Source organism: Sphingomonas echinoides, assembly GCF_029623395.1.
Classification (GTDB): Bacteria; Pseudomonadota; Alphaproteobacteria; order Sphingomonadales; family Sphingomonadaceae; genus Sphingomonas; species Sphingomonas echinoides_A.
Map to the genome: position 1 here is coordinate 1 of NZ_JAPYKK010000020.1, position 15320 is coordinate 15320.

Genomic DNA, 15320 nt, shown 5'->3' on the forward strand with positions numbered 1-15320 from the left:
GATGTCGCGGGAGCGGATCGTCGCGATCTCGGTGTTGACCAGCGCCTGGTCGAGCGGCGGATCCTTCGCGGTCTCGAAATCCAGCGGCGCCTGTCGCGCCGGGGTGATCCGGATCCGCGCCACCGCATCGTATTTCGGCGTGATCAACACCGCGACCGAAACCGCCGCCAGCATCGTTAGCAGAACCATCGCGCCGATGATCCGCCAGCGACGGCGAAGCCCCCCCCCCAGCGATGCCAGCGTGACCGGTTTCCGCCCGATATGCCGGCTCTGATCGAGGCGACTGCCTTGCACCAAAACCGTTGATTCGGTCTTCATATCCATGCGGGCGCTTTCGTCATGGCGGCCGTTATCGCTGCGCGACGATCGACAGGAGCACCCGCGTCTCGTGATAGGACGGCCCGGAGCCTGTGCCATGCGCGGATCGCAGATCGTGCAGGACCGACCCCCCGACCCCGAACACGCGAGTCAGCACATAGCGCGCGCCCGCGCTCGCGCGGACGATGTCGAGCGTGGCGTTGGTGCCTTTGAAGGTGTCATGCTCATACCCGACCTGTGCGTTCAGCAGGAAATAACGCAGCAGCTCGTGGTCCATCCGCAGCGCGACCGTAGTGTTGACGAACCCGCCGGAATTGAAGAACGACGCATCCTCGATCAAACGCCGCCCGGTCAGTGTGACGGTGGTGAGCGCCGTCGGGAAATACTCGACCCGCGCTTCCGCGGTGATCCCGCCGATCGGACGGTAGAGCGCCGCGTCATACCGTCGCCGAATATAGCCAACCCCCAAGGACCCCCGCAGCAAGGTACTGAGATCGAACGTCGCGCCGCCCAGCGCGCGGAACGTGTCGGAACTCCGGTTCGGGATGCCGGTCGCCAGTGGCCGGGCATAGTCGATCCGGTCGTAGCTGCTTTGCACGAACACCGACGTGTCCGGGCTGATCGCATATTCCACGCGGCCCGATCCGCTCTTGGTGTGCGAATTGCGGTTGCTCTGGCTGATGATTCCATTGCCGAACGTGAGCACATCCTCGAACGCGAGCGCAGCGAACGTGAACCCGCCTTGCAACCGCAGCCGGCCAGCAGAATAGCCAGCGTTCGCCTGAAGCTGCGTGCTCTGATATTGCGATGCCGCTGCGGCGGCGCTGGGATAGGCGGCGGAGGTCGGCGGCTCGGTCGCGCGTTCGGTCCGCGCCGACCCCGACACCGTGATCTGTCCACCCACGTCGTAGCGCCCCGTTCCCGCGACGCGCCAACTGTCCTGGTTGCGCCGGGTCTCGGTCAGGAACCGCTTGATGTCGGCCCCGCCCTCGAGCGTCAGCGAATGCCGCGACCAGGTGCTGGTCAATCGTGCGGAGGGCGCCACCGTCGCGCTGGCATCGGCCTTGCGGTTGGACGGCGTCTGATAGACGTTGTCCTCATAGCCAAACGCGGTTTCCACCCGGGGAAACAGCGTAAAGCCGCCGAGCTTGAGGCCGAGCGCGTCGAATTCCGGCCGCGAACGATCGAGCACGCCGGTGTTGCGCCCGCGATCATAGTCGATCGGCAAGTTGGGGACGACGAAGCTGTCGCCAACGTTCTGCGCCACCGCCGGCGTCGCCCCCAGCGCCCCGATCAGGCCGATTCCCGCGCCGAGGGAGCGTCCCCAAGACGGCGCGTACCAGGTCACGCGCCTCCCCCGCCGGTCGTCGCGGTCTGCGGCGGGGTGTAGTTCGAGCTTCCCCCGGACAGGCCCAGCGTCGTTCCCTGCTGGAGGACGGATTGCGCATCGGCGAGTGCGCCGGTGCCTTCGGTCTCGCAGCGTTCCAGCGCGCCCGAGATGTTCTTGAGCGCGACCTTGGCCGCATCGTTCAGCGCCCCGGCCTGCCCCGCCGCCTGGGTCAGCGCGGATTTGGAATCCCCGCAGCCCGACTGGGCCTGGCCGATCAGCAGCGACAATTGCGCCTCGATCTGCGCGGTTTGCGTGCCGCCGGCTTTCAGCGCGGCGAGCAGCACCGCGGCCAATGCAGAAACCTGCCGCTCGCGATCGGCTTGCGTCGGCGCCGCTGGCACCGGGACGCCGGGAACCGGCGCTTCCTGGTCCTGCAGACCCGCGGCGGTGGCGGGAAGATCGCTGCCAAGCCACGCACCCGACAGAATCAGCAGGAGAGCTCGGACTGCCGTCGACCTGATCACATTGCCCTCCATCGATGAGTGTCTTCGCGCTGTCGCCGCATCACAGATACCGTTCCCCGACCCTGATCGTGTCGCCCGGACGCACCTTGAGATCGGGCGCGATCCGGGCTTTGACCGACTGCGCCGCACCAGCGTGCTTGATGAAGACTTTCCGCTTGTCCGCGCGGTACGTGTAGCCCTGCGCGGTCGCCACCGCGCCATCGATGGTGAGCCCCGACGAGTAAGGATACTCCCCGGGCTTGTTGACCTCGCCAAGGATGTAGAACGGTCGGAACGTCAGGATGTCGATGCTGACGCGGGGCTGGAGCACATACCCGTCCATCAGGTGCCGCCGGATCACCGTCGCCACTTCGGTCGCGGTCTGGCCGACCGCGCGCACGTCCCCGATCAGCGGCAGCGACAGCGCACCGTTGGCGTTGACCGTGAACTCTCCGGAAAGGGACGGCTCGTCAAACACGATGATGCGGACCTTGTCGGCGACCCCCAGCGGATAATCGGTTTCGGGTGGATCCTGCGCAACGGCGGTTTCCATTTGCGCCGCAAAGGACGGCGACGTCGCTGGCGATGCCGGCACGGCCAGACTTATCGACATCGCAACTATACTTCCTCGGAAGAACCCCACGACGCACCACCTCGTGCGCTCCATTTGGGATATCCATGCCCCGGATGACAATACTGCGTTTAGATTACTTCGTACCCGTTCCGAGCAACTTCATGAGATTGTCGCGTCTATAGCCAGATTTCGTGAACACCTCTTCTTGCTCGACTGCTGCTGGCAACTTTGCGACACTTCCTAAGGAAGCGACGCCCATCGATGTACGTATAATAACATGAGCTATAGTCGTGACTAACGAAAGAAAAACCATCCTCCTTCAAACGACCTCATTCTCAAGAATGAAGCTATATCTTTTGGACGATCGGGATCTTCATCCATAGGTCTGTCCCGCCGGTATTTAGAATTAGGCACTCGCACCGCATAACCAAATCCTAAGACCCGCCTGAGCAAGGCTCCGCCACTTTCAACGGTGGAGCAGGTGTCGTGAGGATCTTCTGGTTATGCGTCGCCTTTCTGCTGTTCGGGGCGAACATCGCGCACGCGAAGACCGCGCCCCGTCCGTTAGTATCCTTCGGCGCCGCGACCGCCATGCCGACGGGCCTCGACGAACTGTGCCGGTCGCAACCCGCGGTGTGCGCGACGATGGCGGGCGCAGGAAGCGCCATGCTGACCGCTACCGCGACCGATCCGGAGGCGGATCGCGCGCGGCTACGCCTGCTGAAGCGCGTCGACGCGACGATCAACGCGCATGTCCGCCAGCAAAGCGACCGCGCCAGCTATGGCGTCGGCGACCTGTGGCGCCCCAGTGGCGTGGGCCGGAACGCGGTTGGGGACTGCGAGGATCTGGCGATCCAAAAGCGGCTGGAATTGCTTCAGGCCGGCTTCCCGCCCGAACGTTTGTTCCTCGCGATCGTCTATCGCACCGATCTCGGCCTGCACACGGTGCTGGTCGCCCGGCTGGATGGTGGCGACATGGTGCTCGACAGCCGGTCCAGCTTCATCGAGTCCTGGGCCAGAACTCCCTATCAATGGGTAATCGCAGAACAACCCGGCTCCCCAACGCAGTGGAACGCCGTATCGTGACCTGTTCTTGGCGATCACGCCAAGGATCGCCTACTCGTTTCATCGCATAGACTGGCGCACCAGGGGTTTTACACTGTTTCGGTCCTGGGGGGGGGCTCGAAACACGGTGCGTGTCGCGATCATTCATTACTGGCTCGTCGGCATGCGCGGCGGGGAACGCGTGCTCGAAATTCTATGCCGGATGTATCCCGACGCGGACATCTTCACGCATGTCGTCGATCGCACGGCGATGTCGTCGACGATTTTACACCACGACATTCACACCACCTTCATCGCCAAGCTCCCGTTCGCGAAGCGGCACTATCAGAAGTACCTCCCGCTGATGCCCCGCGCGCTCGAGCTGATCGATCTCGAAGCCTATGATCTCGTCATCAGTTGCGAGGCGGGGCCGGCGAAGGGGGTCATCACCCGCCCCGATGCGATCCACCTCACCTATTGCCATTCGCCGATGCGCTACGTCTGGGATCAATATGCGCAATATCGCGCATCCGGAGGCTGGGCCGTGCGGATGATGATGCCGCTGTTCGCGCCGTCGCTGCGGCAATGGGACACGACCAGCGCCGCCCGCCCCGACCGCATCATGGCCAACAGCGCGTATATCAAGGCGCGGATCGCAAAGAGCTGGCGACGCGACGCGACGGTCGTCTATCCCCCGGTCGACACGGCGCTGTTCACCCCCAGCCGCGACGTCACCGACGAATATCTGCTGGTCGGGCAGCTCGTCCCGTACAAGCGCCCGGACCTCGCGGTCGATGCGTTCACGCGCACCGGTCGCAAGCTCCACGTCATCGGAGACGGCGCGATGCTGGCGGCGTTGCAGGCCCGCGCGGGGCCGACGATCCGCTTCACCCGGCGCGCGGATTTTGCGGCCCTGCGCGCCGCTTATGCGACCACGCGCGGACTCGTCTTCCCGGCGGAAGAGGATTTCGGGCTGATCCCGGTGGAGGTCATGGCATCGGGACGCCCGGTGCTCGCCTTCGGGCGCGGCGGGGCGTTGGAAACCGTCGTCGCCGGGGAAACCGGCCTGTTCTTCGACCGTAAGACGGTCGACTCGCTGATCGCGGGGCTCGACCGGTTCGAGGCGTGGCTCCCGCACTTCGACCCCCTGACGGCGATAGCCCGCGCGCTCCAGTTCGATCCGGAACGGTTTCGCCAGGGCTTTGCCGCGGTCGTCGCGCAGGCGGTTGCGGATCGTGGATGACCGGTCCGCGCGCGGATCAGCGCCACTCGCGCGCGACCTCGCGCAGCACGTCCATCAGGCTTTCCCCGGCGCGCGCCCACGTGAAGCCCGCTGCGCGAGCTCGCCCCATCGCCGCATATTTCGCCCGCTTTGCAGGATCGTCCGCCAACGCGCGGATTGCGGCGATCCAGACCTTGGGGCGATCCGGATCGGCATAGAGCGCCGCATCGCCGCACACTTCGGGCAACGCACCCCGGAGGCTGACCACGGCGGGGCAGCCCGACAGCATCGCCTCCAGCGGCGGCAAGCCAAAGCCCTCGGTCCGCGACGGCATCGCGTAACACAGCGCGGCCTCGGTCAGCGCGCGCAACGCGCCATCCGAGACACGCCCCGCAAAACGCACGTTGGGCGGAACCACCAGCCCCGCCGCCAGTGCCTCCGCGCGACCCGCTGCGCCGAACAGCACGAGCGTCAGATCCGCCAGACGGTCGGAGGCGAACGCTTCCAGCAGCACCGCGAGGTTCTTGTGCGCCTGCACGTTCGACAGCGCGAGAACGAACCTTCGTTCGCCAAGCCCAAGGTCCCGCAGGATCGCGGGATCGCGCGTCGTCTGGACGGCATGGTCGACGCCGTTGTGCACCACCCGGATCCGCTCCGCGGGTGCCACCTTCCAGCGGACGAGCTGTTCGGCGGAATAGCGCGACACCGTCAGGATCCGCACCGCCCGCGCACCGAGCAGCGGTTGCACCGTGCGATAGAAATGCACGAACGCGCGTGAATAGGAGTCCGGGCTGGTAAACACCTGCGTATCGTGAATCATCGTGATCGCCGCCGCCGATGCCACCGGCGCAAGATTGCAGAAGTTGAGCAACAGTTTGCCCCGCGTTCGCACGGGAAGCTCCAGCTGTTCCCAGGCCTGTCCGCTCAGAACGCTGCGCGAATCGATCGTTATCCCCGGAAAACGATCCGATTGCACGACCGTGCGCGGCGCTACGATCGTGGCACGCGTCCCGAACATCTCTTCGATTTCGGCCTGACGGCAATGGATCTGCTCGACCAGACCGGTCGCCACCCGATGAACCCCGGTCATCGGTGCAGACAGGAACTTCCCGTTGATGACGACCGCCTCTTTCACGGAAAGATCGGTAAAGCTTAGTAGCGCTCCTGGATACACATAATATAGATCCGATCTCTAGGCGTCTATATTTGTAATACCTCATTTGCACCAAGAGTAATATCGGATTTCATCCCATACCACGTTAGCCTTTACTCGAATCTGCCCACAGGACTTTATTATAGGGATCGAGACCGTGACGTGACACACTCCCCCGAGACGCAGACGACCCCGCCTGTTCGCCGATGACGGAGCAACCGCACCCCGCCATGGCGCACCGCATCGCGGCCGGTGCCGCGTGGTTGATCGCCGCGCGTCTGGCCACGCGCGCGATCGATTTCGTCGGCCTGCTGATCCTCGCCAATCTGCTCGTCCCCGCCGATTTTGGCCTGATCGCCGTCGCGATGACCGTCGTGCAGATCGTCGAGGCGGTGTTCGAACTCCCGGTCAACCAGGTCCTGCTACGGTCGGATGCGGTCACCCGCGCCTTGCTCGACACCGCCTTCACGATCGGCCTCCTGCGCGGAGTCTCGCTGGCGGCGGTAATCGGAATCGCGGCGGAACCGTTCGCGCGCCTCTATCACGATCCTCGGCTGGTGGTGCTGCTCTGCGTGCTGAGCGCGGCACCGGTCGCGCGGTCGCTCCTCAGCCCAGCGATGACTCGCTTCGCCAAGGCGATCGATTTTCGCCGGGACCTGATGATCGAACTGCTCGGGAAAAGCGCGGCATTGAGCTGCTCGGTCGCCTTCGCGCTCTCGACGCGCAGCTATTGGGCGCTCGCGATCGGCACCGTCGTCAACCCGACCGTCATGATGCTGGCAAGCTATGGGTTCGCGCCGCACCGCCCCCGTCTTTCACTCAAACACTGGCCCGACTTCGCGCACTACGTCGGCTGGTCGACCGCGGCGCAACTGGTCAGCGCGCTCAACTGGCAAGCCGATCGGTTGTTGCTCGGCCGGATCGTGTCGCGCGCGGACCTCGGCGCTTATGTCCTTGCGGGGGAAATCGCCGCGGTGCCCGAACAAGCGCTGCTCAAGCCGATCGACCGACCGTTGCTCGCGGCCTTCGGCACGATGAAGCGGGATCCGCACCGCTTGGTCGCCGCCTATCTGCAGACGGTCCATTCAGTGCTCGCGGTCGGGGTCCCGGTCATGCTCGGGCTCAGCCTGCTCGCCGAACCCGCCATTCGGCTCGCGCTTTCCGCCAAGTGGCAAGCGAGCGCGCCGATGCTGCAATGGCTTGCGCTCACGCTGATCCCGCCGCTCCTCACCGCCCCGCTCGGCGCGCTGTCGGCGACGCTTGGCCGGACCGACATCTTCCTGAAGCGCAACCTGATCGAACTGGCGGTCGGGCTGCCATCGGTGATCGTCTGCGCCTGGCTGTACGGGATTGCGGGCGTGATCGCGGCCCGGCTCGCGATCGCCCTCGTCATGGCGCTGGTGACGATGCTGTTCGTCCGCAGGCTGCTCCACGTCTCGGTCGCCCGCCAACTCGCCGGCCCGTGGCGCGCAATGGTCGCGGCGGCGGGATTGACGCTGGTGCTGCTCGTCATGCGCGATCGGCTGCACGGGCTCGCGGGGGTTCCACTCGCCGCCGGGCTGACCGTCTGCGCGGGCAGCGCGCTCGCGGTGTACGGCGCGATCCTGCTGCTGTTGTGGACATCGACCGGTCGACCGAAGGGGATCGAGACGATGCTCGCCACCTGGGTCGCCGCCGCTTGGTCGCGGCGCCAGACCCGCAATCCCGCTTAAGGCAGCACGAAGCGCAACGTGAACTTCGCGCCCCCGTCGGGGTCGTTCTGCGCGGCGATCCCGACGCCCATCGCCTCGGCAAAGCCCTTGGCGATCGCGAGGCCTAGACCGCTCCCGCCATGCCGGTCCCCGCCGCGCCCCTGCGCGAAGGTCTCGAACACCTGTGCTTCCGATCCCGCAGGCAGGCCGGGTCCGTGATCGCGCACCGACAAGGTCACCCCATCCCGAATCCGGCTTCCCCCGATCTCGATCGCCCCGGCGCCGCCGTGGACCGCGGCGTTGGCCAGCAGGTTGATCAGGATGTGGTGCAGCAGCGTCGGGTCGGCCTGCACCAGCGGCAGATCGGGCGGAACCCGCAACGCGATCCGGTTGGCGAGCAGCAGCGGCTTCAGGTCGTGCACCGCGCTGGCGACGGCATCGGTCAGGTCGATCGCCTCGGGCGCCAGCCGAAGCGCGCCCGAATCGATCCGGACCATGTCCACCAGATTGTCGAGAAACCGCCGCAACCGTGCGACTTCGCTCCGCGCGACCGGCACCGCCGGAGACTCGGGATGATCTCGAGCGATCGCGTCGATCGCCGCCCCCACCGACGTCAGCGGGGTGCGCAGATCGTGCCCGATCGACGACAGCAACGCCGCCCGCAACCGATCGCGCTCGCGAAGGACCGATACTTCGCGCACCTGGTCCTCCAGCTTGAGCCGTTCGTGCGCCAGCGCCGCCTGCCCCAGCAGCGTCGCCAGCAGCACCGCCCGCCCCGCCCCGACCGGATCCCCGCCATCGGAGGCGGACAGCCCCACCACCGCCAGCACTCCAAGCGACGTCTTGAGCGGCTGGAACTGCCAGTCGGACGAGACCAGCGTACCCGTCCCCGCGCCGGTCGCCTCGCCCTTGCTCCAGCACCAGTCGGCAGCGGCGCGATCGACCGGGCCGAGGGTCGGAAGGACTTCGGTCGAGGCCGCGTTGCACACGAGTTGCCCCTCGCGATCGTCGAGCACGATCACGTCGAGGTCGAGCAGGCGGGCCATCTCGATGCTGACGGTCCGGCTCGTGGCTTCCCAATCGGATACGCGCGTCAGCGCCTGCCCGAAGGCGGCCACCGCGGCGTTCTCCAGCGCACCGCGCACGCCCAGCGTCGCCCGCGCCTTCAGCCGTCCCGTGAGGTTGGCGGTGAAGGTGGCGATGCCGATCAGCACGAACATCGTCAGCAGGCTTTGCGGGTCCGCGATCGTGAAGGTGTAGAGCGGCGGCAGGAACAGGAAATTGTACGTCAGCCCCGCCAGCACCCCGGTGGTCACGCCGGGCCACAGGCCGAACACCCCCGACGCGATGATGACCGGCAGCAGAAAGATCAGGTCGATCCCGCCGACCCCGATCACCGGCTCGACCAGCGTGCCGAGCCCCGCCGTCAGCGCGATCAGCGCGACGATCGCGGCGGCCTTGAGCGCGGTTCCGCGATCCGCGAGCGCCACGCGCCGCGGCTGGTTCGGCGGTGCGGCGCCCGCCGGAATGACGTGCACCGCCAGCCCGGCATTCCCCGACAGCATCGCCTCGACCACCGAGCCATGCCGGAGCCGGAACCACCGGCTGCGCACCGATTTGCCGATCACCAGCTGCGTCGCGCGCATTTCCTCGATCTGGGTGCGGAGTCCCGCGGCAACGCTTTCGGCGGGGATCGTCGCGATCGTCCCGCCCAGGCTGGCGGCGAGGCTCAGCGTGTCGGCGATCTGGCGGCGTTGCTGGTCGGTGAACCCCTCGCTGCGCGGCGTCTCGATCGACACCGCTTGCCACGGCGCCTTGAGCGCATCCGCCAGCCGCTTGGCGGTGCGGACCAGCGCCTCGGCGCCGGGGAGTTCGCTGACCGCGACCAGCACGCGCTCGCCCCCGGCATAAGTGCCGCCGACCGCGTGGATGTCGAGATGCTCGAGCATCGCCTGGTCGACGCTCTGCGCCGCGCGGCGCAACGCCATTTCGCGCAGCGCGGACAGGTTCGCCTTGGAGAAGAAGCGGTCGAGCGCGCGGGTCGCCTCGGCGGGGATATAAACCTTGCCCGCCTTGAGCCGTTCGATCAGCTCGTCGGGCGGAAGATCGACCACCTCGACTTCGGCATCGTCGAACACGCTGTCGGGCACCGTCTCGCGCACGCGGACGCGGGTGAAACTGGCGACCACGTCGTTGAGGCTTTCGACATGCTGGACGTTGAGCGTGGTGTGGACGTCGATCCCGGCGTCGAGCAATTCCATCACGTCCTGCCACCGTTTGGGGTGGCGGCTGCCGGTGACGTTGGTGTGTGCGAACTCGTCGACCAGCGCGAGCTGCGGCGCGCGCGCGAGCAGGCCGTCGATGTCCATCTCGTCCAGCGTCTGCCCCTGATAGGCGATCTGGCGCCGCGGAAGCACCTCGAGCGGCGCGACCAGCGCCTGCGTCTCGGCGCGGCCGTGCGTCTCGACGATCGCGATGACGACGTCGGTCCCGGCCTTCAGCCGCTCCGCGCCTTCGCGCAGCATCTCGAACGTCTTCCCCACCCCGGGCGCCGCGCCGAGGAAGATCTTGAGCTTCCCGCGCGACTCGCGCCGTGCGGCGCGCAGCAGCGCCTCGGGGGATGGGCGATCGTCGTTTACCGGCACGCGGAAGCCCTTTCGGCAGGACGCAACGCCCTCGTCATTTCGTCAAGGCCCGCCCCTACCCCCGCGGGCCAACGGAACGAAGGGATTCCCGCCTGCGCGGGAATGACGGTGGCGGGGCAACGGGCAATCACGAACAAAGCCTAGGCACCCCATCCCGACAACGCCACCGCCACGCCGCGATCCTTATGCTTTCTTAATGCCGCGCGCCCGCCTTACCCGGCGCACCTTAATGCGGCTCGCGCCTATCTCGCCCCTCGGAAGCCGCCATTCGGGGCGGCATCGCCGGGAAAGGCCCCAACATGCCCGATCTTCTCTGGCTCGCCATTCTTGGCGGGCTGTTCCTGCTGACCCTCGCCTTCGTCCGCCTGTGCGACGAAGCCTGAAGAAGGGGCTGCCATGACACTCCACCTCGCCATCGCCGGGCTGACCGCGGTCGCCCTCCTGCTGTATCTCGTCGCCGTGCTCGTCCGGCCCGAGCGGTTCTGAAGGACCTGCATCGATGACCATTCAGGGATGGGCGCTGATCGCGCTCTTCGTCGCCGTCCTGGCGGCGATCACCAAGCCGATGGGGATATGGCTGTTCGCGCTCTACGAGGGGCGGCGCACCCCGCTCCACGTCGTGCTCGGCCCCGTCGAGACCGGCTTCTACAAGCTCGCCGGGATCGACCCGACGGTCGAGCAGGGCTGGCGCCGCTATGCGGTCCACATGCTGCTGTTCCAGCTCGTCACCGTGCTGCTGACCTATGCCGTGCTGCGCCTTCAGGCGTTCCTGCCACTCAACCAGAGCGGGTTTGCCGGCGTCGGTGCCGATGGCGCGATGAACACCGCGATCTCGTTCGTCGCCAACACCAACTGGCAATGGTATTCGGGCGAGGCGGTGATGTCGAACCTCAGCCAGATGCTCGGGCTGACGATCCACAACTTCCTCAGCGCCGCCACCGGCATTGCGATCGGCTTCGCGCTGTTCCGCGGCTTTGCGCGGCGCGAGAGCAAGACGATCGGCAATTTCTGGGCCGATCTGACGCGCGTGACGCTGTACCTGCTGCTCCCGATCTGCGTCGTCTATGCGCTGTTCCTGATCGTCAGCGGCGTGCCCCAGACGCTCGCCATGTCGGTCGACGCGACGACGCTGGAAGGCGTCAAGCAGACGATCGCGCTCGGCCCAGTCGCCAGCCAGGAAGCGATTAAGATGCTCGGCACCAACGGTGGCGGCTTCTTCAACGCCAACAGCGCGCACCCGTTCGAAAACCCCACCGCGCTCACCAACCTCGTCCAGATGCTGTCGATCTTCGCGATCGGCGTCGGGCTGACCTGGACCTTCGGCAAGGCGGTCGGCAACACCCGGCAAGGCTGGGCGATCCTCGGCGCGATGACCGTGCTGTTCCTCGCCGGCATCACCGTCTGCTACTGGCAGGAAGCGCAAGGCAACCCGATCCTCCAGCACATCGGCGTCGCCGGTGGCAACATGGAGGGCAAGGAAGTCCGCTTCGGCATCGTCGCGTCCTCGCTGTTCGCGGTCGTCACCACCGCCGCCTCGTGCGGGGCGGTCAATGCGATGCATGACAGCTTCACCGCGCTCGGCGGGATGATCCCACTGTTCAACATGCAGCTCGGCGAGATCGTCATCGGCGGCGTCGGCGCCGGGATCTACGGCTTCCTGCTGTTCGCGATCCTCGCGGTGTTCGTCGCCGGGCTGATGGTCGGGCGTACCCCCGAATATGTCGGCAAGAAGATCGAGAGCCGCGAAGTCAAGCTCGCGGTCCTCGCCATCGCGATCCTGCCCTTGTGCATTCTCGGGCTGACGTCGCTGAGCGCGGTGATGCCCGCGGGTCTCGCGGGGCCGCTCAACAAGGGGCCGCACGGCTTCTCGGAGATCCTCTACGCCTTCACCTCGGCGACCGCCAACAACGGCTCCGCCTTCGCGGGGCTCTCCGCTGGCACGCCCTGGTACAACGGGATGCTGTCGATCGCGATGTGGCTCGGGCGGTTCTTCATCATCGTGCCGGTGCTCGCGATCGCAGGCAGCCTCGCCGCCAAGAAGCACATTCCTGCCGGCGCGGGCTCGTTCCCGACCACGGGCGGGCTGTGGATCGGATTGCTCGTTGGGATCATCCTGATCCTCGGCGGCCTCACCTTCCTGCCCAGCCTCGCCCTCGGCCCGATCGCCGATCATCTCGCGATGATCCACGGCCAGCTCTCCTGAAGGTCCTGACAATGGCAACCGCATCCTCCATGTTCTCGGCGAAGCTGATCGTCCCGGCGATCGGCGACTCCTTCAAGAAGCTCGATCCGCGCCAGCTGGTGAAGAACCCCGTGCTCTTCACCACGGCGGTGGTCGCCCTGCTGCTCACCATCCTGCTGGCGATGGGGGGCGAGCCGCTCGCTGCCGCGTTCCAGATCCAGCTGATCGTCTGGCTGTGGCTGACGGTGCTGTTCGGCACGTTTGCCGAAGCGCTCGCGGAAGGCCGCGGGCGCGCGCAGGCGGCCAGCCTCCGCGCCGCCAAGTCCGAACTGACCGCCAAGCGGCTGATCGGCGTGGCGGGCGCGTGGGAACTCGTCCCCGCGACGCAGCTGGCCAAGGGCGACACGGTCCTGGTCGAGGCGAACGACCTGATCCCGGCGGACGGCGAAGTCATCATCGGCGTCGCCTCGGTCAACGAAGCCGCAATCACCGGCGAGAGCGCACCCGTCATCCGCGAGGCCGGCGGCGACCGGTCCGCGGTCACCGCGGGCACGCGCGTCCTCTCCGACCAAATCACGGTGCAGGTCACCGCGGAACCCGGCCAGGGCTTCCTCGACCGGATGATCGCGCTGGTCGAAGGCGCCGAACGCCAGAAGACCCCGAACGAAATCGCGCTGACGATCCTGCTCGTCGGCCTGACGATCATCTTCCTGATCGCGGTCGCGACCATCCCCGGCTTCGCCAACTATGCCGGGGGCGGGATTTCGGTCGCGGTGCTGGCAGCGCTCCTCATCACGCTGATCCCGACGACGATCGCAGCCCTCCTGTCCGCGATCGGCATTGCGGGGATGGACCGGCTGGTCCGCTTCAACGTGCTCGCCAAGTCGGGGCGCGCGGTCGAGGCGGCGGGCGACATCGACGTGCTGCTGCTCGACAAGACCGGCACGATCACGATCGGCGACCGTCAGGCGAGTGAATTCCGCGCGCTCGCCGGGATCGACGTCGCGACGCTGGCCGAAGCGGCGATGACCGCGAGCCTTGCCGACGAAACCCCCGAGGGCCGCTCGATCGTCGTGCTCGCGCGCGACACGTTCCACCAGACCGCCACCCTGCCCGACGACGCCGAGATCATCCCGTTCACCGCGCAGACGCGCGCCTCGGGCGTGAAGATCGGCGGGGTCACCCTGCTGAAAGGCGCGGTCGATTCGATCCTCAAGACGCTCCCCGCCGACGCTGCGGGTGCGGTCGAACTCAAGCGCATCACCGACGAGATCGCGCGCGGCGGGATGACCCCGCTCGCGGTGCTCCGCGACGGGCGGCTGCTCGGCGCGGTGGCGCTCAAGGACGTGGTCAAGGCGGGCGTGCGCGAACGCTTCGTCGAGCTGCGCCGGATGGGAATCCGCACGGTGATGATCACCGGCGACAACCCGCTCACCGCCGCCGCGATCGCCGCCGAAGCCGGCGTCGACGATTTCCTCGCCGAGGCCACCCCCGAGGACAAGCTTGCGCTGATCCGCAAGGAACAGCAAGGCGGCAAGCTCGTCGCGATGTGCGGGGACGGCACCAACGACGCCCCCGCCCTCGCCCAGGCCGATGTCGGCGTGGCGATGAACACGGGAACCCAGGCTGCGCGCGAGGCGGGCAACATGGTCGACCTCGACAGCGATCCGACCAAGCTGATCGAGATCGTCGGCTTGGGCAAACAGTTGCTGATGACGCGCGGCGCGCTGACGACCTTCTCGGTCGCCAACGACGTGGCCAAATATTTCGCGATCATCCCCGCGATCTTTATCGCGCTGTACCCCGGATTGGGCGTGCTCAACGTGATGGGCCTGTCCAGCCCCAACAGCGCGATCCTGTCGGCGATCATCTTCAACGCGCTGATCATCCCGCTGCTCGTCCCGCTCGCGCTGAAGGGCGTCAAATACACCCCGATGGGGGCCGGCCCGCTGCTCGCCCGCAACCTCGCGATCTACGGCCTCGGCGGGCTGATCGCGCCGTTCATCGGGATCAAGCTGATCGACCTCGTCGTCGCCGGCCTCCACCTCGCCTGAGGATCTGCACCATGCTGACCGATTTCAAATCCGCGCTTCGCCCCGCGATCGTGCTGACGCTCCTGTTCGCGCTGCTGCTGGGCATCCTCTATCCGCTCGCGCTCACCGGCCTCGGCCAGGTGATCGCGCCGTCCGCCGCCAACGGCAGCCTGCTCCGCAACGCAAAGGGGACCGTGATCGGCTCCTCGCTGATCGGCCAAGGCTTTGCCGGCGCGGGCTATTTCCACGGCCGCCCGTCCGCGGCCGGCAAGGGCTATGACGCCGCCGCTTCGTCCGGTTCGAACCTGGGTCCGACGAGCAAGGCGCTGGTCGATCGAGTTTCGGCGGACATCGCCGCTGCAAGAGTTACGGCACCAGGTTCAACTGTTCCCGCCGATCTGGTGACGACCTCCGCCTCGGGGCTAGACCCCCATATCAGCCCCGAGGCGGCTTTTTATCAAACCGCCCGCGTCGCCAAGGCGCGCGGGATCGCGGAAGCCCAGGTGCGCGCGCTGGTCGCGCAGACCGCGGAGACGCCGTTGCTCGGGTTCCTCGGCGAACCGCGTGTCAACGTGCTCGCGCTCAACCTTGCGCTCGACCGAATGACCAAGCGGCCGTAACACGC

General features: G+C 66.9%; 14 protein-coding genes. 7 read left to right on the top strand and 7 right to left on the bottom strand.

All coding sequences use genetic code 11. The features are described from left to right. The 4 genes from QBJ92_RS12600 to QBJ92_RS12615 all read right to left on the bottom strand — a co-directional run. Positions 1 to 318: Wzz/FepE/Etk N-terminal domain-containing protein (locus QBJ92_RS12600; protein WP_277970050.1), on the bottom strand; the 318-nt coding region annotated here is incomplete at its 3' end. A gap of 31 nt (positions 319 to 349) precedes the next feature. Beyond that, positions 350 to 1666: an outer membrane beta-barrel protein gene (locus tag QBJ92_RS12605; RefSeq protein ID WP_277970051.1), complete on the bottom strand. Its 1317-nt coding sequence runs from the start codon at positions 1664 to 1666 to the stop codon at positions 350 to 352. Continuing rightward, a complete protein-coding gene (locus tag QBJ92_RS12610) occupies positions 1663 to 2172 on the bottom strand; it encodes a hypothetical protein (RefSeq protein WP_277970052.1) in 510 nt (169 codons plus the stop codon). The genes QBJ92_RS12605 and QBJ92_RS12610 overlap by 4 nt, the downstream gene beginning before the upstream one ends. Positions 2173 to 2212: 40 nt before the next feature. Next, positions 2213 to 2764: a polysaccharide biosynthesis/export family protein gene (locus QBJ92_RS12615; RefSeq protein WP_277970053.1), complete on the bottom strand. Its 552-nt coding sequence runs from the start codon at positions 2762 to 2764 to the stop codon at positions 2213 to 2215. A gap of 447 nt (positions 2765 to 3211) precedes the next feature. Between QBJ92_RS12615 and QBJ92_RS12620 the strand changes: the two genes are divergently transcribed. Both QBJ92_RS12620 and QBJ92_RS12625 read left to right on the top strand, forming a co-directional pair. Beyond that, on the top strand, positions 3212 to 3811 hold the full coding sequence (locus QBJ92_RS12620; protein ID WP_277970054.1) for a transglutaminase-like cysteine peptidase: 600 nt from the start codon (positions 3212 to 3214) through the stop codon (positions 3809 to 3811). Between the two features lie 106 nt (positions 3812 to 3917). Beyond that, complete coding sequence (locus QBJ92_RS12625) at positions 3918 to 5012, top strand: glycosyltransferase (protein WP_277970055.1); 1095 nt, start codon at positions 3918 to 3920, stop codon at positions 5010 to 5012. A gap of 16 nt (positions 5013 to 5028) precedes the next feature. Here QBJ92_RS12625 and QBJ92_RS12630 read toward each other — a convergent pair whose 3' ends face one another. Further along, positions 5029 to 6126, bottom strand: a complete 1098-nt coding sequence (locus QBJ92_RS12630) for a glycosyltransferase family 4 protein (protein ID WP_277970056.1) — start codon at positions 6124 to 6126, stop codon at positions 5029 to 5031. A 248-nt stretch (positions 6127 to 6374) separates the two neighbouring features. Between QBJ92_RS12630 and QBJ92_RS12635 the strand changes: the two genes are divergently transcribed. Beyond that, positions 6375 to 7856: a lipopolysaccharide biosynthesis protein gene (locus QBJ92_RS12635; RefSeq protein ID WP_277970057.1), complete on the top strand. Its 1482-nt coding sequence runs from the start codon at positions 6375 to 6377 to the stop codon at positions 7854 to 7856. Here the strand turns inward: QBJ92_RS12635 and QBJ92_RS12640 are convergent. Beyond that, on the bottom strand, positions 7853 to 10480 hold the full coding sequence (locus QBJ92_RS12640; protein ID WP_277970058.1) for a sensor histidine kinase: 2628 nt from the start codon (positions 10478 to 10480) through the stop codon (positions 7853 to 7855). The two genes, QBJ92_RS12635 and QBJ92_RS12640, sit on opposite strands and share 4 nt — an antisense overlap. Positions 10481 to 10722: 242 nt before the next feature. Then, positions 10723 to 10878 (bottom strand): hypothetical protein, encoded by a 156-nt coding sequence (locus tag QBJ92_RS12645; RefSeq protein ID WP_277970059.1) that lies wholly within the window; start codon positions 10876 to 10878, stop codon positions 10723 to 10725. On the opposite strand from QBJ92_RS12645, the gene kdpF reads away from it, so the two are divergent. The 4 genes from kdpF to kdpC are packed head-to-tail and all read left to right on the top strand — an operon-like array spanning position 10877 to position 15315. Beyond that, positions 10877 to 10966, top strand: a complete 90-nt coding sequence (gene kdpF / locus QBJ92_RS12650) for a K(+)-transporting ATPase subunit F (protein ID WP_277970060.1) — start codon at positions 10877 to 10879, stop codon at positions 10964 to 10966. The genes QBJ92_RS12645 and kdpF overlap by 2 nt on opposite strands. Positions 10967 to 10979: 13 nt before the next feature. Further along, positions 10980 to 12683, top strand: a complete 1704-nt coding sequence (kdpA, locus tag QBJ92_RS12655) for a potassium-transporting ATPase subunit KdpA (RefSeq protein ID WP_277970061.1) — start codon at positions 10980 to 10982, stop codon at positions 12681 to 12683. An 11-nt stretch (positions 12684 to 12694) separates the two neighbouring features. Continuing rightward, the gene (gene kdpB / locus QBJ92_RS12660) at positions 12695 to 14716 is read left to right on the top strand and encodes a potassium-transporting ATPase subunit KdpB (RefSeq protein ID WP_277970062.1); all 2022 of its coding nucleotides are present in this window, start codon (positions 12695 to 12697) and stop codon (positions 14714 to 14716) included. 11 nt (positions 14717 to 14727) lie between these two features. Continuing rightward, positions 14728 to 15315 (top strand): potassium-transporting ATPase subunit KdpC, encoded by a 588-nt coding sequence (kdpC, locus tag QBJ92_RS12665; protein ID WP_277970063.1) that lies wholly within the window; start codon positions 14728 to 14730, stop codon positions 15313 to 15315. Positions 15316 to 15320 lie beyond the last annotated feature (5 nt).